16 protein-coding genes are annotated in these 19,920 nt (G+C 44.7%); 9 read left to right on the forward strand and 7 right to left on the reverse strand.

The window, feature by feature from the left end; translation table 11 throughout:
• Positions 1-37: 37 nt before the first annotated feature.
• Together rsmC and AB4323_RS11700 are read right to left on the reverse strand one after the other, a co-directional pair.
• Positions 38-1,060 (reverse strand): 16S rRNA (guanine(1207)-N(2))-methyltransferase RsmC, encoded by a 1,023-nt coding sequence (gene rsmC / locus AB4323_RS11695; RefSeq protein ID WP_017066801.1) that lies wholly within the window; start codon positions 1,058-1,060, stop codon positions 38-40.
• Positions 1,061-1,170: 110 nt separating this feature from the next.
• Positions 1,171-2,256, reverse strand: coding sequence for an AI-2E family transporter (locus tag AB4323_RS11700; protein WP_017059406.1), 1,086 nt, complete (start codon positions 2,254-2,256; stop codon positions 1,171-1,173).
• 76 nt (positions 2,257-2,332) lie between these two features.
• On the opposite strand from AB4323_RS11700, the gene AB4323_RS11705 reads away from it, so the two are divergent.
• The gene (locus AB4323_RS11705) at positions 2,333-2,458 is read left to right on the forward strand and encodes a hypothetical protein (protein ID WP_004734537.1); all 126 of its coding nucleotides are present in this window, start codon (positions 2,333-2,335) and stop codon (positions 2,456-2,458) included.
• A gap of 140 nt (positions 2,459-2,598) precedes the next feature.
• Here AB4323_RS11705 and hemL read toward each other — a convergent pair whose 3' ends face one another.
• The gene (hemL, locus tag AB4323_RS11710) at positions 2,599-3,894 is read right to left on the reverse strand and encodes a glutamate-1-semialdehyde 2,1-aminomutase (RefSeq protein WP_010436060.1); all 1,296 of its coding nucleotides are present in this window, start codon (positions 3,892-3,894) and stop codon (positions 2,599-2,601) included.
• Positions 3,895-4,190: 296 nt separating this feature from the next.
• On the opposite strand from hemL, the gene erpA reads away from it, so the two are divergent.
• The 3 genes from erpA to AB4323_RS11725 all read left to right on the forward strand — a co-directional run bounded on the left by erpA (position 4,191) and on the right by AB4323_RS11725 (position 9,031).
• Complete coding sequence (gene erpA, locus AB4323_RS11715; RefSeq protein ID WP_004734539.1) at positions 4,191-4,532, forward strand: iron-sulfur cluster insertion protein ErpA; 342 nt, start codon at positions 4,191-4,193, stop codon at positions 4,530-4,532.
• A gap of 271 nt (positions 4,533-4,803) precedes the next feature.
• Positions 4,804-5,955 (forward strand): efflux RND transporter periplasmic adaptor subunit, encoded by a 1,152-nt coding sequence (locus tag AB4323_RS11720; RefSeq protein WP_372152530.1) that lies wholly within the window; start codon positions 4,804-4,806, stop codon positions 5,953-5,955.
• A complete protein-coding gene (locus AB4323_RS11725; RefSeq protein WP_229647639.1) occupies positions 5,939-9,031 on the forward strand; it encodes an efflux RND transporter permease subunit in 3,093 nt (1,030 codons plus the stop codon). The genes AB4323_RS11720 and AB4323_RS11725 overlap by 17 nt, the downstream gene beginning before the upstream one ends.
• An 84-nt stretch (positions 9,032-9,115) precedes the next feature.
• Here the strand turns inward: AB4323_RS11725 and AB4323_RS11730 are convergent, their stop codons facing one another.
• Positions 9,116-10,405, reverse strand: coding sequence for a peptidoglycan DD-metalloendopeptidase family protein (locus AB4323_RS11730; RefSeq protein ID WP_372152533.1), 1,290 nt, complete (start codon positions 10,403-10,405; stop codon positions 9,116-9,118).
• Between the two features lie 129 nt (positions 10,406-10,534).
• On the opposite strand from AB4323_RS11730, the gene tyrS reads away from it, so the two are divergent.
• Together tyrS and AB4323_RS11740 are read left to right on the forward strand one after the other, a co-directional pair.
• A complete protein-coding gene (gene tyrS / locus AB4323_RS11735) occupies positions 10,535-11,722 on the forward strand; it encodes a tyrosine--tRNA ligase (protein ID WP_017059402.1) in 1,188 nt (395 codons plus the stop codon).
• A gap of 381 nt (positions 11,723-12,103) precedes the next feature.
• The gene (locus AB4323_RS11740) at positions 12,104-12,949 is read left to right on the forward strand and encodes a magnesium transporter (RefSeq protein WP_102428941.1); all 846 of its coding nucleotides are present in this window, start codon (positions 12,104-12,106) and stop codon (positions 12,947-12,949) included.
• Between the two features lie 125 nt (positions 12,950-13,074).
• Here the strand turns inward: AB4323_RS11740 and dacB are convergent, their stop codons facing one another.
• Positions 13,075-14,508, reverse strand: coding sequence for a serine-type D-Ala-D-Ala carboxypeptidase (dacB, locus tag AB4323_RS11745; protein ID WP_372152535.1), 1,434 nt, complete (start codon positions 14,506-14,508; stop codon positions 13,075-13,077).
• 111 nt (positions 14,509-14,619) lie between these two features.
• Complete coding sequence (locus AB4323_RS11750; protein ID WP_102498657.1) at positions 14,620-15,651, reverse strand: porin; 1,032 nt, start codon at positions 15,649-15,651, stop codon at positions 14,620-14,622.
• Positions 15,652-16,164: 513 nt separating this feature from the next.
• On the opposite strand from AB4323_RS11750, the gene greA reads away from it, so the two are divergent.
• A complete protein-coding gene (gene greA, locus AB4323_RS11755) occupies positions 16,165-16,638 on the forward strand; it encodes a transcription elongation factor GreA (RefSeq protein ID WP_017059397.1) in 474 nt (157 codons plus the stop codon).
• Between the two features lie 125 nt (positions 16,639-16,763).
• Here greA and yhbY read toward each other — a convergent pair whose 3' ends face one another.
• Entirely contained in the window at positions 16,764-17,060 is a 297-nt protein-coding gene (yhbY, locus tag AB4323_RS11760) for a ribosome assembly RNA-binding protein YhbY (protein ID WP_004738252.1), read from the reverse strand.
• A 114-nt stretch (positions 17,061-17,174) separates the two neighbouring features.
• Here yhbY and rlmE point away from each other — a divergent pair, with 114 nt between their 5' ends.
• Both rlmE and ftsH read left to right on the forward strand, forming a co-directional pair.
• Positions 17,175-17,804 (forward strand): 23S rRNA (uridine(2552)-2'-O)-methyltransferase RlmE, encoded by a 630-nt coding sequence (gene rlmE / locus AB4323_RS11765; protein WP_017059396.1) that lies wholly within the window; start codon positions 17,175-17,177, stop codon positions 17,802-17,804.
• Between the two features lie 107 nt (positions 17,805-17,911).
• A complete protein-coding gene (ftsH, locus tag AB4323_RS11770) occupies positions 17,912-19,879 on the forward strand; it encodes an ATP-dependent zinc metalloprotease FtsH (RefSeq protein ID WP_017059395.1) in 1,968 nt (655 codons plus the stop codon).
• The last annotated feature ends 41 nt before the right edge of the window (positions 19,880-19,920 follow it).

A 19,920-nucleotide genomic window follows, 5' to 3' on the forward strand; every position in this document is an offset into this window, starting at 1 on the left:
ACAGCGCAGATAATGACCCTGCGCTGTGCTAGAGAGGTTATTTGTTTGCGTGATAGATCGCGAATTTAGTGGTCTTATTTAGAGTCGCGCATTTTCCAAACGCTTGTTCAATAATTGGAATGTATTTTAAGAAACTATTCGCAACAATAATCATCTCACCAGAACGCTTCAAATGCTTAGGAGCCTGAGAAAGTAAGGTCTCAGTCGCGCTGTAGCTAGTGTCTAAACCTGAATGGAATGGTGGGTTACTGATGATGAACTGATAGTCTTCTGCAGTATCAGAATAGACATCGGATGCGAAGACTTTACCCGTTAAACCATTCGCTTCTAGCGTTGCTTGGCTTGATGCCACGGCAAATGCACTGATGTCGCACATTTCTAGCTCGATATCTGGGTTACGAGATGCCATCACCGCGCCCAATACGCCTGCACCACAGCCAAAATCCAGTACCTTGCCTTTTAGTTTTGGCAGAGTATCCAACAGAAGTTGGCTACCGACATCGAATTGACCGTGACTGAAGACGCCAGGAAGGCTTTTTACCGTAAGTGATTGCTCACCAATGTTAACCGTGTAGGTCTTAAACCAGTCTTGCAGGTTGAACGCTTGTGGTTGCTCGAAGCATTGACCCCAGTAGAAAGAGCAACGACGCGCTGAATCGTATTTAACAACTTTGCCGTAAGGAGCAAACATCTTCTCGATGCTTTTCACGCCTGAACGGTTTTCACCAACCACGACGATCTCGGTATCTTTGCCTAGCTTGGCAAATAGCATCGCCAACAAAAATTCCGCTTCCGCTTTGGCTTTTGGCCAGTACAACATCACTAAGTCGGCTTTAGTCTCTTCGGTAAACTCCGCACCATAAAAACGTTGGATGGTGTTGTAGCCTTCTAATTGACGGTAGTAGCTGTAATTAGAAGTAAACACAGAGACAGATTCACAATGCTTCGCTAACTCAACAGGGAACAAGTCTTCTGCCTCACCGGCAACTAAAACATGTTTGCCTTCAAAGTAGGCGAGTTGGCGTTGAGCAATCTGGCTTGGTGCAATATAAGCTGACATAGGACACTCTGTTGAATCGTTAGCAAAAAATGAGGGCGGATTTTCGCATAATCCGCCCAAAGCTTGAAGTGTTTAATACGGGTTCGCCAATCAAGTTGACGTCAAGTTCGTTAACTCTTGTCTTGCTGGTTTAAAAAGTCCTTAAACTCTTCATCGTAGATGTTGAATAGGACAATGGTAATCGCAAAAATCAATGGTCCGTAGATAAGACCAATTAGGCCAAACAGTTGAATACCACCCAATAGTGAGAAGAAGATCATCAGGGTATTCATGCCTGCACTGCCTTGCATTAGCAGCGGACGCAGAAGGTTATCAATTGAACCAACAATCGCTACACAGTAAACCGTTAGGAAAATCGCCCACGTGGTATCACCAGTTAGGAACAAGTAGGTTGCTGCTGGAATCCAGATTAATGCGGTACCCACAACTGGGATGAAAGAGGCAAAGCCCATCATAGTACCCCAGAATAGACCTGGGAAACCGGCAATCCACATACCTAAACCGCCGGCAAAACCTTGCGCGATTGCGGTTAAGAATGAGCCCATTACTGCTGATTTAGATACTTGTTCTATCTCTGTTAGAAGTTTGTCTTCTTGGCTACGAGACAGCGGCAGAATATGACGAACCACACTGATGATTTTGTCATGATCTCTTAATAAGAAGAACAAAACGAACAGCATCAAGAAGAAATCCATCAAGAAATTGGTTGCGTCACCTAAGATTTTGGCACTGATACCAACTAGCTTAGAACCAAAGCTTGTCGCAAACTCACCGACTTTTTGTGCGATGGCTTGGGGCTCAATATTGTCGAAAGGCAGGTAGTTATTCACAAATGACAGCGCTTTGACCACTAACGGATGAGCAAACAGAGTCTGAATGCCGCCGTGTGTTACCCATTGGTAGGTATTCTGAGAGAACAGAGAACCTTGCTGAACAATTGCTGCGAATACTGCCAATAAAGGGATAACAATAATGAAGGTCAGTATGATACAAGACAGCAGAGAGACGATGTTTTCTTTATTCGGGAGCTTTTTTTCAAGCCACTCATGGATTGGGAACATCAATAGTGAAATGATAAAGGCCATCACGATAGAGTTAACGTATGGCTCGATAAGCAAGTAACAAGCATAAGCCGCCGCGAGTAGGGCAATGATGATCACCCAGTGGCTGGAATTGATTTTGAGTTTTTCTGACACGGTAATGGTCTCTATATTTGCGTTCTGAGTTTATAATGGCTGCAAAACAGAGAGTTAGCAATGAGGAGTTTTGATAATGGGATGCTGTAATAAAGATAAGAAATGCCAAGACGAAGAACAGCAAACAAAAAAAGAGATCCCTTGGTTCAGAATGTTCCTTGGTACCTTGATGTTGTTGGTTTTCCTTTTCTGGGAACGTTAATGCTTTTGGTTCAGCTTTAGCCTTAGTCGACGGCTAAATAAGCTGTCATATTTGTGGCTGGTGAGCGCGATATATAAAAAAGGGCTGCATTTAATGCAGCCCTAAATTCAATCGGTTAGCGACTTATAAAGTGCTTTCGATTATTTGCTTTCAGCAGCAATGATCGCAAGAGAGCGGTCAGCAGCTTCTAGTGTTGCATCAAGTTCTTTTGAACCATGAGCAAGAGAAGTAAAGCTTGCTTCGAATGCTGAAGGTGCAAGGTAAACACCGTGATCTAACATTAGGTGGAAGAAGCGCTTGAAGCGTTCTACATCACACTTAGTTACATCTTCGTAGCACGTCACAGTTTCTTGGTCAGTGAAGAAGAAACCAAACATACCGCCAACTTGATGAACTAGCATCGGGATGCCGTGCTTGTCAGCAAGTTGCTTGAAGCCTTTTGCCAACTGCTTAGTTTTTGAAGCTAGACGCTTTTCGTTGCCTTCTTCTCGTAGAAGGTTCAAACATGCGTAGCCAGCAGCCATTGCAACAGGGTTACCTGAAAGCGTACCCGCTTGGTAAACAGGGCCAGTTGGTGCGATGTATTGCATCACGTCTTTACGACCACCGAAAGCACCGACAGGCATGCCGCCGCCAATCACTTTACCAAGACACGTTAGGTCTGGCTTGATGTTGTAGTAAGCCTGAGCACAACCTTCAGCAACGCGGAAACCTGTCATTACTTCATCAAAGATTAGCAATGCACCTTCTTGATCACAGATTTCACGTAGACCTTCGTGGAAGCCTTCTACAGGAGGGATACAGTTCATGTTACCCGCTACTGGCTCAACGATGATACAAGCGATCTCGCCTTTGTTTGCTGCGAAGATTTCACGTACTGAATCTAGATTGTTGAAGGTTGCTGTTAGCGTTAGTTTCGCAAAATCAGCCGGTACGCCTGGAGAGCTTGGTTGACCTAAAGTCAGTGCGCCAGAACCAGCTTTTACAAGTAGGCTGTCTGCGTGGCCGTGGTAGCAGCCTTCAAACTTAAGAATTTTGTCACGACCAGTGAAGCCACGAGCTAGACGAATCGCGCTCATTGTTGCTTCTGTACCTGAGCTCACCATACGTAGCTGTTCCATTGATGGAACCATCTCAGATACAAGTTCAGCCATTTTGATTTCAGTTTCGGTTGGAGCACCGAAGCTAAGGCCGCGTTGAGCTGCTGCAATCACAGCATCACGAATAACAGCGTGGTTGTGACCAAGGATCATTGGCCCCCAAGAGCCAACGTAATCGATATACGCTTTACCATCAGCATCAAAAATAAGTGGGCCATCAGCGCGTTCAACGAAGATTGGAGAACCACCTACGCCATTGAATGCACGAACTGGAGAGTTTACGCCACCAGGAATAGTTTGCTGTGCTTTTTCGTACAGCTCTGCTGATTTGGTCATTGATATATCCTCTTTTGACTGTCGGACCAATTGGCACGCATTGTACCTATCCCTAATCCAACTAGGAATGCTTTCGCCCAGATAATCACCCGAATCTGGTTGTTTTGTGTGGTTACACGTTTTAATTGTTAGATATTGGTGAGTTTACAGCAGTAAAAGGACCGATCCTGTGGTGAATACTTGAACGTTTCAGTCAGGTATTAGATAATCACCGGAATATAAGAAAATACTCAACAACTATGGTCTCGAATTAGATTTGTATCATGTTGTTTTTGACACAGGTAAGAGAGGTTGTCGTGAGCGAAGTAAATATCCCATTGTCTTTTTCTGATGCAGCAGCTACCCGCGTACAAACGCTAATTGCTGAAGAAGAAAACCCAGAACTAAAACTGCGTGTATACATTACAGGTGGTGGTTGTAGCGGTTTCCAATACGGCTTCACATTTGATGAAAAAGTAAATGATGGCGACACTACAATTGTAAACAGCGGTGTAACGCTGGTTGTTGATCCAATGAGCCTACAATACCTAATGGGCGGCATGGTTGATTACACTGAAGGCCTAGAAGGCGCACGCTTCTTTGTGAACAACCCGAACGCTACAACAACATGTGGTTGTGGCGCATCATTCAGCGTATAGCATGAGTTGAAAATAGCTTGAGCTCAAAGCTGTATTAGATACATTTCAAACGCCGAACTTATGTTCGGCGTTTTTGTTTTTACTTAGTAACTTATTACTTTTCAAAGCATTCCTCTCATTTTTAGTACACGGCATATTTTTTAAACTGTCGATAGCGTCCAACTTCGTTGAGGATTGGTCTGTTAAGGTTACCTTTGTGCATAAGGAAGTTGCACATCACGCTATTAAGCCAACTAGCGCGCCTGAATGACATCGGACAAAAGGATTTGTTATGCCCACTCTATTTTCTAACTCACCACTTTTTCAGAAATTGAAGCAGCCGTGGCTGGTTTCTCTGACTCTAGTCGTGTTGTTGTCGATCTGGCTTGGTTTAGGCGTAGGGCAAGCAGAAGAGTCGCCTGAGAAAAAAGCAACAGAAATTCCGCTGGCTAAGGTTTCCTTTCAAACCTTCACCTCATCACCGACCTTTAAAACGATTGATCTCTATGGAAGAACGGCGCCCGATAGGCATGCTCGTCTAGGTGCAGAAGTCGCGGGTAAGATTGTCAGATTGAATGTTGTTAAGGGGGGGATGGTTAAAGCAGGACAAGCCATTGCCCAGATAGATAAGGGTGATTTAGAGATTCAACTAGAGCGAGCATCTGCGTTATATCGCTTGAAGCAGAAAGAGTTCAAAGCGGCGCAGTCACTGAAGAAAAGAGGACTGCAAGGTGAAATCGCCTACACCACAGCTGAGGCTTCATTAACAGAAGCAAAAGCCATGATGCGCAATGCGGAATTGGCGTTAAAGAATACTGTGATTACTTCACCTTTCTCGGGTGTGGTTCAAGATTTAATGGTCGAGCTCGGTGATTTTGTTGGTGTTGGCGATCCCGTTGCTAGTGTGATTGACCTCGACCCTCTGGTGATTGAAGCGGATGTCAGTGAGCGTCATATTCAGCATCTGTTAGTCAATCAAGAGGCATTGGTTCGTCTACTTGGCAGAGATGAAGTGGAAGGGCGATTGCGTTATGTGTCTCGAATCTCTTCAGCTTCTACTAATACCTTCCCAATCGAAATTGAAATCGATAACTCTGATGGCTTACTGCCTGCAGGTGTCAGCGCTGAAGTGAAGCTCAACCTCGAAACAAGGGATGCTATCAAAGTCACACCTGCGATGTTGGCTTTGGATGAGGCGGGTAACCTTGGGGTCAAAACGTTGGTTTCAGTCGATGACTCACCAGTTGTGAAATTTGTCGGTATTCAACTAGTGAAGGCAGAGCAAGATGGTGTGTGGCTCACAGGTTTAGGTCAACGGGTCGATATCATCACCGTCGGACAAGGGTTTGTACGTGATGGTGATTCGGTGATTGCGGTTGAGCAAGGTGCTGAACTCTCAAATACAGTAGCTGAGCAGGAGATAACTGATGTATTCAATTATTGATGCAGCCTTGTCTCGTGCTCGCACCATGCTTTCTCTGTTGGCGCTGATCTTGGTCGCAGGTGTTATTACTTATATCACGATACCTAAGGAGTCGAGCCCCGATATCACCATCCCGATTATCTATGTTTCAGTTGGGCATCAAGGGATCTCACCAACCGATGCCGAGCGTCTGTTAGTTCGACCTATAGAACAAGAGCTTAGATCCATTGAAGGCGTAAAAGAGATGACAGCAACCGCAGCAGAAGGGCATGCCTCTGTTGTGTTGGAGTTTAATGTTGGCGTCGATCTCACCAAAGCAATGGCCGATGTGCGTGACGCGGTTGATCTGGCTAAACCAAAACTACCAGAAGACAGTGACGAACCGACCGTAAATGAGGTGACGCTGGCTTCTGAGCAACCTGTTTTGTCTGTTGTGCTATTCGGTACCGTTCCTGAGCGCACCATAGTGCAAATTGCCCGAGAGCTTGGAGACAAATTAGAAAGCTATCGCCAAATCCTTGAAGTCGATATTGCGGGCGATCGCGCTGACATCGTCGAGATCATTGTCGATCCGTTATTGATGGAGAGCTACAGCTTAGATCAAGCGGATATCTATAATCTGATCGCTCTGAACAATCGAGTGGTGGCCGCAGGTTTTGTTGATACTGGCTACGGACGTTTTTCTGTCAAAGTCCCTTCGGTATTTAACTCCTTAAAAGACGTGCTTGAGTTGCCTATTAAAGTGGATGGCAAGCAGGTGGTCACTTTTGGCGATGTCGCTACGGTTCGTCGAGCGTTTCGAGATCCTGAAAGTTTTGCTCGTTTAGATGGCAAATCTGCGGTGGTGTTGGATATCAAGAAGCGTGCAGGTGAGAACATCATCGAAACCGTTGAGCTAGTCAAAGCGGTAATGGCTGGTGCTCAGCAGCAAGCGGAATGGCCAAATAACCTGTTGGTCAAATACACCTGGGATGAATCTAAAGATGTGAAGATCATGCTTAATGATCTGCAAAACAATATCTTATCCGCCATTATTCTGGTGGTGATCGTTATCATCGCGATTCTTGGTGTGCGTACCGCTTTGTTAGTGGGTATTTCCATTCCAGGCTCATTCCTAACCGGGTTATTGGTTCTTTCGGTGTTTGGCTTAACCGTCAACATCGTAGTGCTGTTCTCTCTGATTATGGCGGTGGGGATGCTAGTAGACGGTGCGATTGTGGTGACCGAATTTGCAGACAGGCGAATGCAAGAGGGTGAAGGGCGCAAAGCCGCTTACCGAGATGCAGCGAAACGGATGGCGTGGCCGATAACCGCATCGACTGCCACAACCTTAGCCGCATTTGCTCCGTTACTGTTTTGGCCTGATGTGACGGGCGAATTTATGAAGTTCTTACCACTAACTCTGATCGCGACTTTAACTGCATCATTGATCATGGCGTTGTTGTTTGTGCCCGTGCTGGGCGGTTTGATTGGCAAACCTCAATACGTATCGTCTAAAAGCCAAGCTCGAATGGTCGCACTGCATAATGGTGACTTTTCACAGGCTACTGGTTTAACCAAGGCTTACTACCACACGCTTTCTTTAGCGATTAAACACCCCTTTAAGATTTTGTTCAGTGCGGCACTGCTCGCGGTTGCAGTTGGTTTTACTTATTCAAAAGCGGGTCTAGGTGCAGAGTTCTTCCCAGAAGTTGATCCGCCATTCTTTAATGTCAAAGTTCGCTCGCATGGGGATCTGTCTATCCAAGAAAAGGATGACATCATGCGTGATATTGAACTGATGATGCTCAATCATGATGAGTTCGATACCGTTTACACGCGTACTGGTGGTGACGACCAGATTGGTTTGATCTCAATTACGCCTGTTGACTGGCAATATCGACGCAGCGTTAAGGCGATTATTGATGAGTTGAAGGTACAAACCGATCAATACGCTGGTGTTGAGATTGAATATAAGTTCCCTGATGCTGGGCCTCCGGTTGAAAATGACTTAGTGATTGAGCTGTCGGCAAGAACTCCAGAGCAGCTCAATCAGGCTGCAAAAATTGTGAGAGGTTGGGCTGATGGAAATAAAGCACTGACCAATATCAGCGATACTGCGAGTAAAGATGGCATCGATTGGAAGGTGGATATTCGCCGCGACGATGCTGCGCGCTTTGCAGCTGATGCGACCTTAGTGGGTAATACCGTTCAATTCGTGACTAATGGTCTCAAGATTGGTGATTATCTGCCCGATGACTCTTCAGAAGAGGTCGATATCTTGGTGCGCTACCCTAATGATAAGCGTGATATCGGGCGCTTCGACCAGCTTAGGGTGAAAACGCCAGCAGGTTTAGTACCTATTACTAATTTCGCTCAGATCGTTCCCGACCATAAGCAAGACACCATTAAACGCCTTGATGGCAAGCGTGTGGTGAACATCATGGCGGATATGGAAGAAGGGTATAACCTTGCTCTCGAACTACCAAAGATCGAACAAGCATTGAGTGAGCTAGGGCTGCCGAGTAGCGTGGAATTTCGCATCCGTGGTCAAAACGAAGAACAAGAAAACTCGTCAGCCTTTTTACAAAGTGCTTTCTTGGTTGCTTTGGCGGTAATGGCTTTGATTCTGATTACTCAGTTCAATAGCTTCTATCAAGCGTTTTTGATTCTTAGTGCGGTGCTGTTCTCAACGGTTGGCGTGTTCGTTGGCTTACTGATCTTCCAACGTCCGTTTGGCATTGTGATGTCGGGAATTGGGGTAATAGCGCTCGCCGGCATAGTCGTGAACAACAACATCGTGTTGATTGATACTTATAATCAGCTCATCAAAAGAGGCTTGGACAAGCGAGATGCGATTCTAAGAACCGGTGTTCAGCGTTTAAGGCCAGTAATGCTCACGACGGTTACGACTATCTTAGGTTTAATGCCGATGGTGTTAGAGATGAACATCGACCTGATTAATCAAAAGATAGAGTTTGGCGCGCCAAGTACACAATGGTGGTCACAGCTTGCGACCGCTATTGCTGGTGGTTTGGCGTTTGCCACGGTGCTGACTTTAGTATTAACCCCTTGTTTGTTAATGCTTGGACGGAACAACAAACCTGAAAAACAGTAGCTAGTTGTGGTATGTGAGCATAAAAAAGAGCGCCTTGATGGGCGCTCTTTGCATTTTTCTATTTTGCAGTGAAGCTACAAACGCCTAGTTAGTCGCTAGTAACTGACCGTATCGCTCAAGGTTTCTTAATCGAATCTCTGAGTTGGCAATAAAGGTTGCTTTTGCTTTACCAGTTAACGACTTGGATTGAGGCAATTTCACGGTACGCGCATTTTTATGTACGCCATTAACCAAGAATTCATAATGTAAGTGCGGGCCAGTCACACGGCCTGTACCGCCCAAAGTACCAATGGTTTGGCCTTGTTTTACGCGCTGACCGGTTTTCACCATACGTCGCTTCATGTGCAGGTACTTGGTGATGTAGGTGTTGCTGTGGCGGATGAACACGTAGTTACCATTGAATTGGTTGTAACCTGACTTCTGAACAATACCGTCACCGGCTGCCCAGATAGGCGTGCCAACAGGGGCTGCGTAGTCAGTACCGCGGTGAGCTCGAATCTTACCGGTTACTGGGTGTCTCCTGGTAGGGTTAAAGTTCGATGTTACGCGACGAAAATCAATTGGTGAGCGCAAGAACGCCTTCTTCATCGCACGACCATTTTCATCGAAGTAGTTGCCGCTTTTATCATCCAATACCGCGGTAAATGAATCGCCTTGGTTTTTGAATACGGCTGCCATGATCTTACCGCGACCAACTACTTCACCTTCAACCACTTTCTCTTGGTATAAGATTTTGAAGCTGTCGTTCTTACGAATATCTAACGCAAAGTCGATATCCCAACCGAAGATGCCGGCCAGTTCCATAATTTGGTTTGCGGTTAAACCTGCGCTGACGCCAGCGTTCCAGAAGTTAGAGGTGATGTTGGCTTCGGCATAATTGTATTGGTATACCACTTCTTTTTTGTCGAAACTTGATGAGAACGAATCGCCAGATTTAGTGATCTTGAAGCTTTCAAACGCACTAAGTTGTCGTTTTAACTGAATAAGGTCGTTGTTTTCATCAAAGCCGAACTGCAAGACATCACTAGGTCTTAGGTTAGACAGCTGCTTCTTAATATCATTATTGGTATTGAGTAGCGTGATCAGCAGACGGTATGAGAGGCCAATACGTTCAAATAAAACAGAGGTGCTTTCGCCAGAGCGAACGGTGTATTTCTCCCAATTGAGCACTGCCGTCGGTGGAGCGTCACTTGAGCTAATAAGTGCAGAGGCATTGATAGTCAGTGGGTAATGTTTTCCCACAACTAAAGCGCCCGAATCGTCACGCAAACTGTTGACGTCGGGGAGTAAGAAAATCGCGACGAAAATTATGGCACTAAAAAATGCGATAAAAGCCCGGTGCAAAATAGGAAGGCGTGCAAAAATAGACAACATGTTCCGGTTCGTTCTGTAAATATTATGAAAATCGACGACGGAATAGTGTAACTGGTTTCAAAATACATCGCTATTCAAGTAAGATGTCTAATTAATGTATTTTTGCCAAATCTGTGGGAGTGAACAAGAATGGCGAGTATTGAAGCTGCACTAGCCGAGATCAAACGTGGCGTAGAAGAACTGATTCCAGAAGACGAACTGATTGCTAAATTAAAAGAAGGTCGTCCTTTACGCATTAAGCTGGGTGCCGATCCAACAGCTCCAGATATCCACCTAGGCCATACGGTTATCTTTAACAAGCTTCGTGCTTTCCAAGAGCTTGGTCATGAAGTGACATTCCTTATCGGTGATTTCACTGCAATGGTTGGTGACCCATCAGGTAAAAACTCAACACGTCCACCGCTAAGCCGCGAAGACGTATTGAAGAATGCTGAAACTTACAAAGAGCAAGTATTCAAGATTCTAGATCCTGCGAAGACGCAAATTCGTTTCAACTCTGAATGGCTATCTGAGCTTGGCGCTGAAGGCATGATTCGTCTTGCTTCTAACCAAACTGTTGCTCGTATGCTTGAGCGTGATGACTTCAAAAAGCGTTACGCTGGTGGTCAACCGATCGCAATCCACGAATTCATGTACCCACTTCTACAAGGTCACGACTCTGTTGCACTAGAGAGCGACGTTGAGCTTGGCGGTACTGACCAGAAGTTTAACCTTCTAATGGGTCGTGAACTGCAAAAAGCAGCAGGTCAAAAACCACAAGCGGTACTGATGATGCCACTACTTGTTGGTCTAGACGGCGTTAAGAAGATGTCTAAGTCTGCGCATAACTACATCGGTATTAGCGAAGCACCAAGCGAGATGTTTGGTAAGATCATGTCTATCTCTGACGATCTAATGTGGAGCTACTACGAGCTGCTGTCTTTCCGTCCTCTTGAAGAAGTTGCGGAACTGAAAGCTGGCGTTGATGCAGGTAAGAACCCGCGTGACGTTAAAGTGCTTCTTGCTAAAGAGATCATCGCTCGTTTCCACAGTGAAGCAGATGCTGAAGCCGCTGAGCAAGAGTTCGTTAACCGTTTTGCTAAGAACCAAGTTCCTGATGAAATGCCGGAGTTTGAATTCGAAGCAGGCCTGCCAATTGCGAACGTTCTAAAAGAAGCGGGTCTTGTAAACTCGACTTCTGATGCGATGCGTATGATCAAGCAAGGCGCTGCTAAGCTTGAAGGCGAGAAGATTGAAGACAGCAAATTCGTGCCTGAAGCAGGTACTGCCGTTTACCAAGTAGGTAAGCGTAAGTTTGCTCGTATTACTATTAAGTAATAATGCACATCAATAATTGAACCAAAGGCATCCACGGATGCCTTTTTTATTGACTTAAAGTTGACGAAACTTTGAAACGCCTATTGCTACACTATGCGCGCTGTCAAATTGACAGTAATTCTGGAGATTTTTATGAACAATACCGACCATCCTCCTAGTTTGAATGGAGAAGAATAACCTGTCTCGGTATTGATCTATTGTCCTGCCGTTCAGGTAGGGTATCTTTGTTTTCCCCCGCATTCTTTTCCACACACTAGATTCTAACAAGTAGACACATCAGTAGCTTTCAGCTCTTGGTGCGCTTAGCTGTACGCTCTTGGTGTATTAGCTATAGGCTATTTGTTTTGATGGTCGTTACCTTTGCCAATCGGGAGATTCGCCATGACGGTAATGAACAACACTTTTTTATCTATTGAAGCTCTGTACTCAGAGCAAGACATCCAAGCTGTATCGAATGCATTTCAACAGTACGGACGTGAACAACAAATTAATCTTTTGAATCGAATGCCGCTCGAAGATGCGGTGCTAGTGCTGGGGCAATGCTCTTTGAGTACGATTCAGACTTTACTTAGTGAGCTAGAAGAGCAGGGCTTTGAGAAGCGCTCTCGACATCTAGCTCACCAACTAGGGCTGATCTACTCTGAGGTAGAACCTCAACAGGGTTACCTTTCGACTGGCGTCATGAGCCACGTCAGGCAGCGTATCGGTTGGATTATTGCGTTAGCACTCTTGGGAATCGTCTCAGGGCTTATCATTGCTCAGTATGAAGACATTCTCAGTCAGTTGGTACTTTTGGCAATCTACATGCCGGTAATTGCTGCTGCTGGTGGTAACACCGGAACACAAGCAGCGACTTTGGTGATCCGAGCCTTAGCCACAGGTGAGTTGAAAAAACGCCAATGGGCTAACGTTCTATGGAAAGAGTTTAGAGTTGCTATTTGTTTAGCTTTAGCGATTGCTGTAGTGATGATTGGACGTATTTTGCTCTTTAGTGAAAACCAAGCGACAGGTGGTTATGATATCAACATGATTGCGTTAGCTATTGCGGTAGCGCTGTTTATTCAGGTGACCATATCAACCGTGCTGGGTGGCGGATTGCCGATAGTTGCTAGGCTATTTAAGCTTGATCCAGCGGTGTTAGTGAGCCCAGTGCTTGCTTCCATAGTTGATATCTCAGGAATGTGGATCTACTTCACTGTGGTTAACTCATTCCTCGGTATCGCTTAGCTCCTATAAAAATAGGCACCTATAAAAATAGCTAAATACATCTGAGAAACAAAAATGGCGCTGAAGATTTAAGGTCTTCAGCGCCATTTTTATTGTTTGAGTAGAAGTTTACACAAAGCTAAGCATTACTTAGATTTGCTTTGTGTTTGACTGAACTCGACCACATCTTTGTAGAAAGCACGCTCAAACTGGGTGATAGGTGCTTCCACTGGTTTGTCTGGATCTTGTTCTTCAGGGAAGTAATCACGAACAAACTGCACAAACAGAGAGTTTGGTTTTCCCGCTTTATCTAATCCGTATCCCGCCATGTTGTAACTGCCGTATAGAGAACCACTCTTGGCTGTGATGTTGCCCTGAATCGGTGCTTTTCTCATGCTTGGACGGTACTTGAGCGTTCCATTTACACCTGATGTAGGCATAGCCTCAATTAGGTTGAGCTGTTGATCGTTTTCCCAGATATAACGAAGCACTTGAGTCATGGTCTGTGACCTCATTCGGTTATTTCTAGATAGCCCTGAACCATCGACGAGCTGCGCTTTACTGAGGTCAATATTAGCCTTGGTCAGCAATATCTGCTTTATCGCTTCAGTACCGTTATTGAAACTGCCTGGTTGAACATAAAATGTGGCTCCTAGCGTTTTAGTTAGATTATCTGCGATAAGGTTATCCGACTTCTTGAGCATGATATCGAGCAGTTCAGGAAGCTTTTCTGAATGGTGGCTCGCGACTAACGTGGTTTTGTTTGCTTGCGCTTTTTTACCAACAATTACATCGCCTTGAACTTGGATTTTCAGTTCTTCAAGAAGCGATGTCACGACTTGATAGGTATAAAGCTCGGGGTTTTGAATCGCAAACTTGAGTGGTAGTGGCTTCTTACGCTCGACTAAGCAACCAGAGAGCTTGTAAGCGTTGTCTGGAGTGGTAATGAGCTCTAAGTCGCATTGTGTCGCCTTCTGCCCTGATCGAGTTACGGTGGCTGCGGTGGTTGTCACGTCTATCGGATAGTGAGCAGGAATATAGACACGAGTGCTGCCGTTATCTTTTGTATAAATAGAGGCTTGTGCGCAGTTGCTGTCTAAGGTCATCGCACTCGAAGGTGCGCTGTAACAAACCCCTAGAATGTCCCAAGGCCAACCCACCGCTCGCTGATAGCCCGTAAAAGTCGAGTTATCTAGGTATAAGTTGCCCTTGATGGTTCTGGATTGAGATTTTGCGTATTGACCCAAAAGGCTTTTAAGCTGTTCTCGTTGTAGGGTCGGGTCGCCACTAAATGAAATGATTGAGTCATTCCCAGAACGGGCAATGCTGGTCGTGTAGTGAAAGTCATCCCCTAACTCCAACTTAGCCGCTAAAGCTGTCACCAGCTTTAAAGTACTGGCGGGCGGGTAGAAGCCATCACTGTTGGAATTCATTTTGTTTGAATCGCCTCTCAGGGATTCCAAAATTACACTTGTGCTACTGCCATCAGGCAATTTATCTAGAGGGGGGTAAGAGAAAGCGTTAACTGAGAAAGCGCTAATGGAAAAACTACATACAAGTAGTGTGGATAGAAGGCGCATAGAAGATTTCTTGGATGGCAGATGTTTTCAGTATACAGATATAAAAAAAGCCCGCTAGATAGCGGGCGTTTTGATTCTCAATTAACTAATTAATCAATTAGATAATCAGAATTAGAAGTCGTAACGTAGACCGATAGCTAGCTCGTCTTCAGCATCTGCTTTAGATGCTTTACCTGTAGTTAACTTCGTAGTATCACCAAACTGATCGCCTTCAGAGATTAGGTTGAAGTTGTACGAGATGTACGTGCGGAAGTTCGGCTTGAAGTAGTAAGTAGCATCGATTGCAACATTATCCGCAGCAGTTTCGCTGTCGAACTCAGCGTTGTTGTACGTTAGAGTGAACGCAGCTTTATCTAGCGTGTACGCAGTTGCGAATTCGTAACCTGTGTAGTCGCCGTCTTTTTTCGCTAGTTCACCATCTGTGAATGTACCAGCAAAGTATAGAGCTTCAGTACGGAAAGATGCCGCTAGCATGTACTCGTTTTGCTCGTCTTGGTCAGCGTAACCTGCACCTAGCTTAAAGCCAGAGTCGCCGATTGCGTAGATACCAGATAGAGAGTAGCCGTCTGCTTCGTTGTCAACGAACTCACCAGCAGCGTTTTCTGAACGGTCAGCAAAACGGTAGCTTGCTTTAACCGCTAGGTCTTGGAACTCACCTTTGTAAGAAAGCATGTTGTCAGTACGGTCAGCAGCTGCAATTTTATATGCCGCTGAGTTACCGTGGTAAGACATGATATCGGTAAAGTCTGTGATAACACCTAGCGCACCGTCGTTCTTACCGTAAGTTACTTCACCAAATGTACCGCCGATACCAGCGTAAGTGTAACGGTGGTCAATAGAGTCGCTGTTAGTTGCGCTGCTATCGTTAGCTTCGTATTCGCCTTCGTAGAAACCAACACCGTATAGGCCGTCTTGGATTTCAACTTTACCTAGGAAGTTAAGACGTACACGTGTTTTGTCTTCAGCTTTGCCATCTTTTAGAGATAGACGAGCTTCCGCACGACCACCGATTTCTAGAGAAGTGCCGTTTGAGCTGTATACAGAAGTGCCGTCGATACCACCAGCTTGTTTGCCGTCCGCTGCTACTGCGTTAGTAGCAAGAGCTGCAGCCGATACAGCAAGCGCGATCATAGTCTTGTTCATGTTATTAATTCCTAATTACTGTCCATAGAAGTTTTATCAAGGATTTGAACCCTTTTGTGTATTGCCTGTATTAATCAGGCTTCATAATCATGATTAGAACAGAAGTCTGAAAAATGCCAGTGCAATCCATGGGTTACTTTTTACCTCTAAAGTTCCATAGTCAGTTAGTAAAATGATATAAAACTAAAAAATGAACACTGTTTTATTATATCTCTTGTTGTTTAAGTGTATGTTTTAAAGTGTTTTTTATAAAAGTGTGATCTGTGTTTATTTTGTTTGTTTTTTGTTTTTTTAGGTATTTAACTCTCTACTTATTGATGGGGGGGTTATTATTCATTTTTGTGATGTCTGTAATTTAGACCTAGATAAAGCTTTTATAACGCAAAGTGGAATAAAGGTGATTTAGCCATAAAGTTTGTTTACACTAAGCCAAATCGTTTTGTTTCTATCACCCAATAAATGCGTTGGGTGTATTTATGTTGGCCAAAGAAAGCTTTGGCATAGAGGTAAAAAATGGAAAAGGTTCCAATGACAGTACGTGGCGCTCAGCAGCTACGTGACGAATTAGATCGCCTACTTAAGCTACGCCCTGTTATCTCAGCAGCTATTGGTGAAGCACGTGAACTAGGTGACCTGAAAGAGAATGCTGAATACCACGCCGCTCGTGAAGAGCAGGGTATTTGTGAAGCTCAGATCCGTGATATTGAATATAAGCTATCACTGGCTCAGATCATCGATGTAACGCAAATGGATAATACGGGCAAGATTATCTTTGGTACGACAGTGACACTGATTGATGTGGATACCGATGATGAGTTCCGCTACCAAATCGTTTCAGAAGACGAAGCAGACATCAAAACGGGTCGCATTTCTGTGAAATCGCCAATTGCTCGCGGTCTTATCGGTAAAATGGAAGGCGACGAAGTCATGATCTCTACCCCTGGTGGTGACAAAGACTTCGAAATCGACAAAGTAGAATATATCTAATTGAATTTTCTTTGTTTCTGATAAGTAAAAAGGTCGCTAAATGCGACCTTTTTCGTTTCTCACGCTACACTAAAAGATAAGCGCTGTGGCTTCCTATTAGTGAAGTTAGCTTATATCAAACTCGCTTATTTACGTGGAATCTCGATTTTACGTGCTTCTGACTGGCGGAACAGTACTAGAACTTTACCGATAGTCTGTACTTTCTCAGCTTTAGTTTCACGTACAATTGCATCGATAATCAGTTGCTTAGTCTCACGGTCTTCTGATGCAACTTTAATCTTGATCAGTTCGTGGTGGTCTAGAGCTAATTCGATTTCCGCTAGAACAGCTTCAGTAAGTCCATTTGCGCCCATTAGCACAACAGGTTTTAAACTGTGAGCTAGGCCCTTTAGATGCTGCTTTTGTTTGGTACTTAGGTTCATTACGCGGCCAATTTTCTTTACTATTAGGGTTGAAAAAACCTATTTTAACGCCATCTAAAGCTGAAGACTATAATTTATTCAGCAATTAGTACTTTCCTCCAATTTAGGTATCCAATGAGCAAACAGAAACACTCGGCCAGTTCAGGCCGTTGGTTGAAGGAACACTTCGACGACAAGTACGCAAATGAAGCAAGAAAGAAAGGCTATCGTTCACGTGCTTATTTCAAAATGGAAGAGATTCAAACGAAAGATAAATTGCTGTCTCCTGGGATGACCATTGTGGATTTGGGTGCAGCACCTGGCGGTTGGTCTCAATATGCTGCTAAGATTGTTGGAGACAACGGACAAATCATTGCGTGTGACTTGTTACCAATGGATCCGATTGCTGGTGTTAGCTTTTTACAAGGCGATTTCCGCGAAGAAGCTGTGCTAGATGCCTTGTTGGAACGTATACAACCAAACATGGTTGATGTCGTGATGTCAGATATGGCACCTAATATAGCAGGCAACAATTCTGTGGATCAGCCAAGAGCTATGTATTTAGTTGAATTAGCTTTGGATATGTGTCGACAAGTTCTAGCTACCAATGGTAGTTTTGTTGTAAAAGTATTCCAAGGCGAAGGGTTTGACCAATACGTTAAGGACGTCCGTGAGATGTTTAAAACAGTAAAAGTTAGAAAACCCGACTCTTCTCGAGCTCGATCTCGTGAAGTGTTTATCGTAGCCACTGGTTACAAAGGTTAACGATTCTCTTCCAAGAGTGAGAGTTAACAACATGGCTACAGGTTACAAACTGTAGTACCCTACCTTTAATTACAATTAGTTATCGAGAGGCTTACACCTTGAGTGACATGGCAAAAAATTTAATTCTGTGGCTTGTTATCGCGGTAGTGTTGATGTCGGTATTCCAGAGCTTCGGCCCTGGGGAAAGTAACGGCAGAGCAGTAGATTACACCACGTTTGTACAGGAAGTTGGCCAAGGCCAGATTCAAGACGCACAGTTCAATAACAGCGAAATCACTTTCACACGTCGTGGTGGTGGTTCTAAGTATGTAACTTACATGCCTGTTTATGATCAAAAGCTACTTGATGACTTAATTAATCAAAACGTAAAAGTTCAGGGTACACCACCTGAAGAGCAGAGCCTGCTTGGCACTATCTTCATCTCATGGTTCCCAATGATCTTACTGATTGGTGTATGGATTTTCTTCATGCGTCAAATGCAAGGCGGCGGCGGCGGTAAAGGCGCGATGTCTTTCGGTAAGAGTAAAGCTCGAATGATGAGCGAAGAACAAATCAAAACCATGTTTGCTGATGTTGCTGGTTGTGACGAAGCAAAAGAAGACGTGAAAGAGCTTGTGGACTACCTTCGTGACCCAAGCCGCTTCCAAAAGCTAGGTGGTAAGATCCCGACAGGTATCCTGTTGGTTGGTCCTCCTGGTACGGGGAAAACATTGCTTGCAAAAGCGATTGCCGGTGAAGCGAAAGTACCGTTCTTTACTATCTCTGGTTCTGACTTCGTTGAAATGTTTGTTGGTGTTGGTGCATCTCGTGTGCGTGACATGTTCGAACAAGCGAAGAAAGCGGCACCTTGTATCATCTTTATCGATGAAATTGATGCTGTAGGTCGTCAACGTGGCGCTGGTGTTGGTGGTGGTCACGATGAACGTGAACAAACACTGAACCAAATGTTGGTTGAGATGGATGGTTTCGAAGGTAACGAAGGTATTATCGTTATCGCTGCGACTAACCGTCCAGACGTACTAGACCCTGCATTACTTCGTCCTGGTCGTTTTGACCGTCAAGTTGTGGTTGGTCTACCGGATGTACGTGGTCGTGAACAGATTCTTAAAGTACACATGCGTAAAGTGCCACTATCAGGTGATGTTGAACCGTCGCTGATCGCTCGTGGTACTCCAGGCTTCTCTGGTGCAGATCTTGCGAACCTTGTGAACGAAGCGGCGCTATTTGCTGCTCGTGGTAACAAGCGCAATGTATCTATGGTTGAGTTTGAACTTGCGAAAGACAAAATTATGATGGGTGCAGAGCGCCGTTCAATGGTTATGTCTGAAGAAGTGAAAGAGTCAACGGCTTACCACGAAGCGGGTCACGCAATTGTTGGTCGTTTGGTACCTGAACACGATCCAGTGTACAAGGTGTCAATCATTCCACGTGGTCGTGCGCTTGGTGTAACTATGTACCTACCTGAGCAAGACCGCGTAAGCATGTCTCGCCAACATCTAGAATCAATGATCTCTAGTTTGTACGGTGGTCGTCTTGCTGAAGAACTTATTTACGGTAAAGACAAAGTGTCAACTGGTGCGTCTAACGATATCGAACGTGCAACTGATATTGCTCGTAAGATGGTTACGCAGTGGGGCTTCTCTGAGAAATTGGGTCCTCTTCTTTACGCAGAAGAAGAAGGTGAAGTTTTCCTAGGTCGCGGCATGAGCCAAGCTAAGCACGTTTCTGATGACACGACTAAGCTTATCGATGAAGAGATTCGTATCCTTATCGACCGTAACTACGATAGAGCTAAGAAGATTCTTGAAGATAACATGGATATCATGCATTCGATGAAAGACGCTCTAATGAAGTTTGAAACGATTGATGCAGGTCAAATTGATGACTTGATGGAGCGTAAGCAAGAGATTCGTGATCCAGCTGGTTGGGGTGATCAGGTAAAAGCTGAACCTACAAAGGAAGAAGCAAAACCTGAAGCTAAGGCAGAAGAAGCTAAAGCGGAACCTAAAGCTGAAGAGTCAAAAGTTGAAGAAGTTAAATCTGAATCAGATGATGCTCAAAACAAAGATTCTTAATCGCTAAACTATCAATTAAAACCCTGAGTACGCTCAGGGTT

This window comes from Vibrio sp. 10N.261.52.C11, assembly GCF_041471405.1.
GTDB lineage: Bacteria > Pseudomonadota > Gammaproteobacteria > Enterobacterales > Vibrionaceae > Vibrio > Vibrio crassostreae_C.

Bases quoted from the DNA above. Each gene is read 5' to 3' on its own strand.
- rlmE (WP_017059396.1), top strand. From the start codon at position 17,175: ATGAGCAAACAGAAACACTCGGCCAGTTCAGGCCGTTGGTTGAAGGAA.
- AB4323_RS11720 (WP_372152530.1), top strand. From the start codon at position 4,804: ATGCCCACTCTATTTTCTAACTCACCACTTTTTCAGAAATTGAAGCAG.
- AB4323_RS11725 (WP_229647639.1), top strand. From the start codon at position 5,939: ATGTATTCAATTATTGATGCAGCCTTGTCTCGTGCTCGCACCATGCTT.
- ftsH (WP_017059395.1), top strand. From the start codon at position 17,912: ATGGCAAAAAATTTAATTCTGTGGCTTGTTATCGCGGTAGTGTTGATG.
- tyrS (WP_017059402.1), top strand. From the start codon at position 10,535: ATGGCGAGTATTGAAGCTGCACTAGCCGAGATCAAACGTGGCGTAGAA.
- dacB (WP_372152535.1), bottom strand. From the start codon at position 14,508: ATGCGCCTTCTATCCACACTACTTGTATGTAGTTTTTCCATTAGCGCT.
- AB4323_RS11740 (WP_102428941.1), top strand. From the start codon at position 12,104: ATGACGGTAATGAACAACACTTTTTTATCTATTGAAGCTCTGTACTCA.
- rsmC (WP_017066801.1), bottom strand. From the start codon at position 1,060: ATGTCAGCTTATATTGCACCAAGCCAGATTGCTCAACGCCAACTCGCC.
- hemL (WP_010436060.1), bottom strand. From the start codon at position 3,894: ATGACCAAATCAGCAGAGCTGTACGAAAAAGCACAGCAAACTATTCCT.
- AB4323_RS11730 (WP_372152533.1), bottom strand. From the start codon at position 10,405: ATGTTGTCTATTTTTGCACGCCTTCCTATTTTGCACCGGGCTTTTATC.
- yhbY (WP_004738252.1), bottom strand. From the start codon at position 17,060: ATGAACCTAAGTACCAAACAAAAGCAGCATCTAAAGGGCCTAGCTCAC.
- AB4323_RS11750 (WP_102498657.1), bottom strand. From the start codon at position 15,651: ATGAACAAGACTATGATCGCGCTTGCTGTATCGGCTGCAGCTCTTGCT.
- AB4323_RS11705 (WP_004734537.1), top strand. From the start codon at position 2,333: ATGGGATGCTGTAATAAAGATAAGAAATGCCAAGACGAAGAACAGCAA.
- greA (WP_017059397.1), top strand. From the start codon at position 16,165: ATGGAAAAGGTTCCAATGACAGTACGTGGCGCTCAGCAGCTACGTGAC.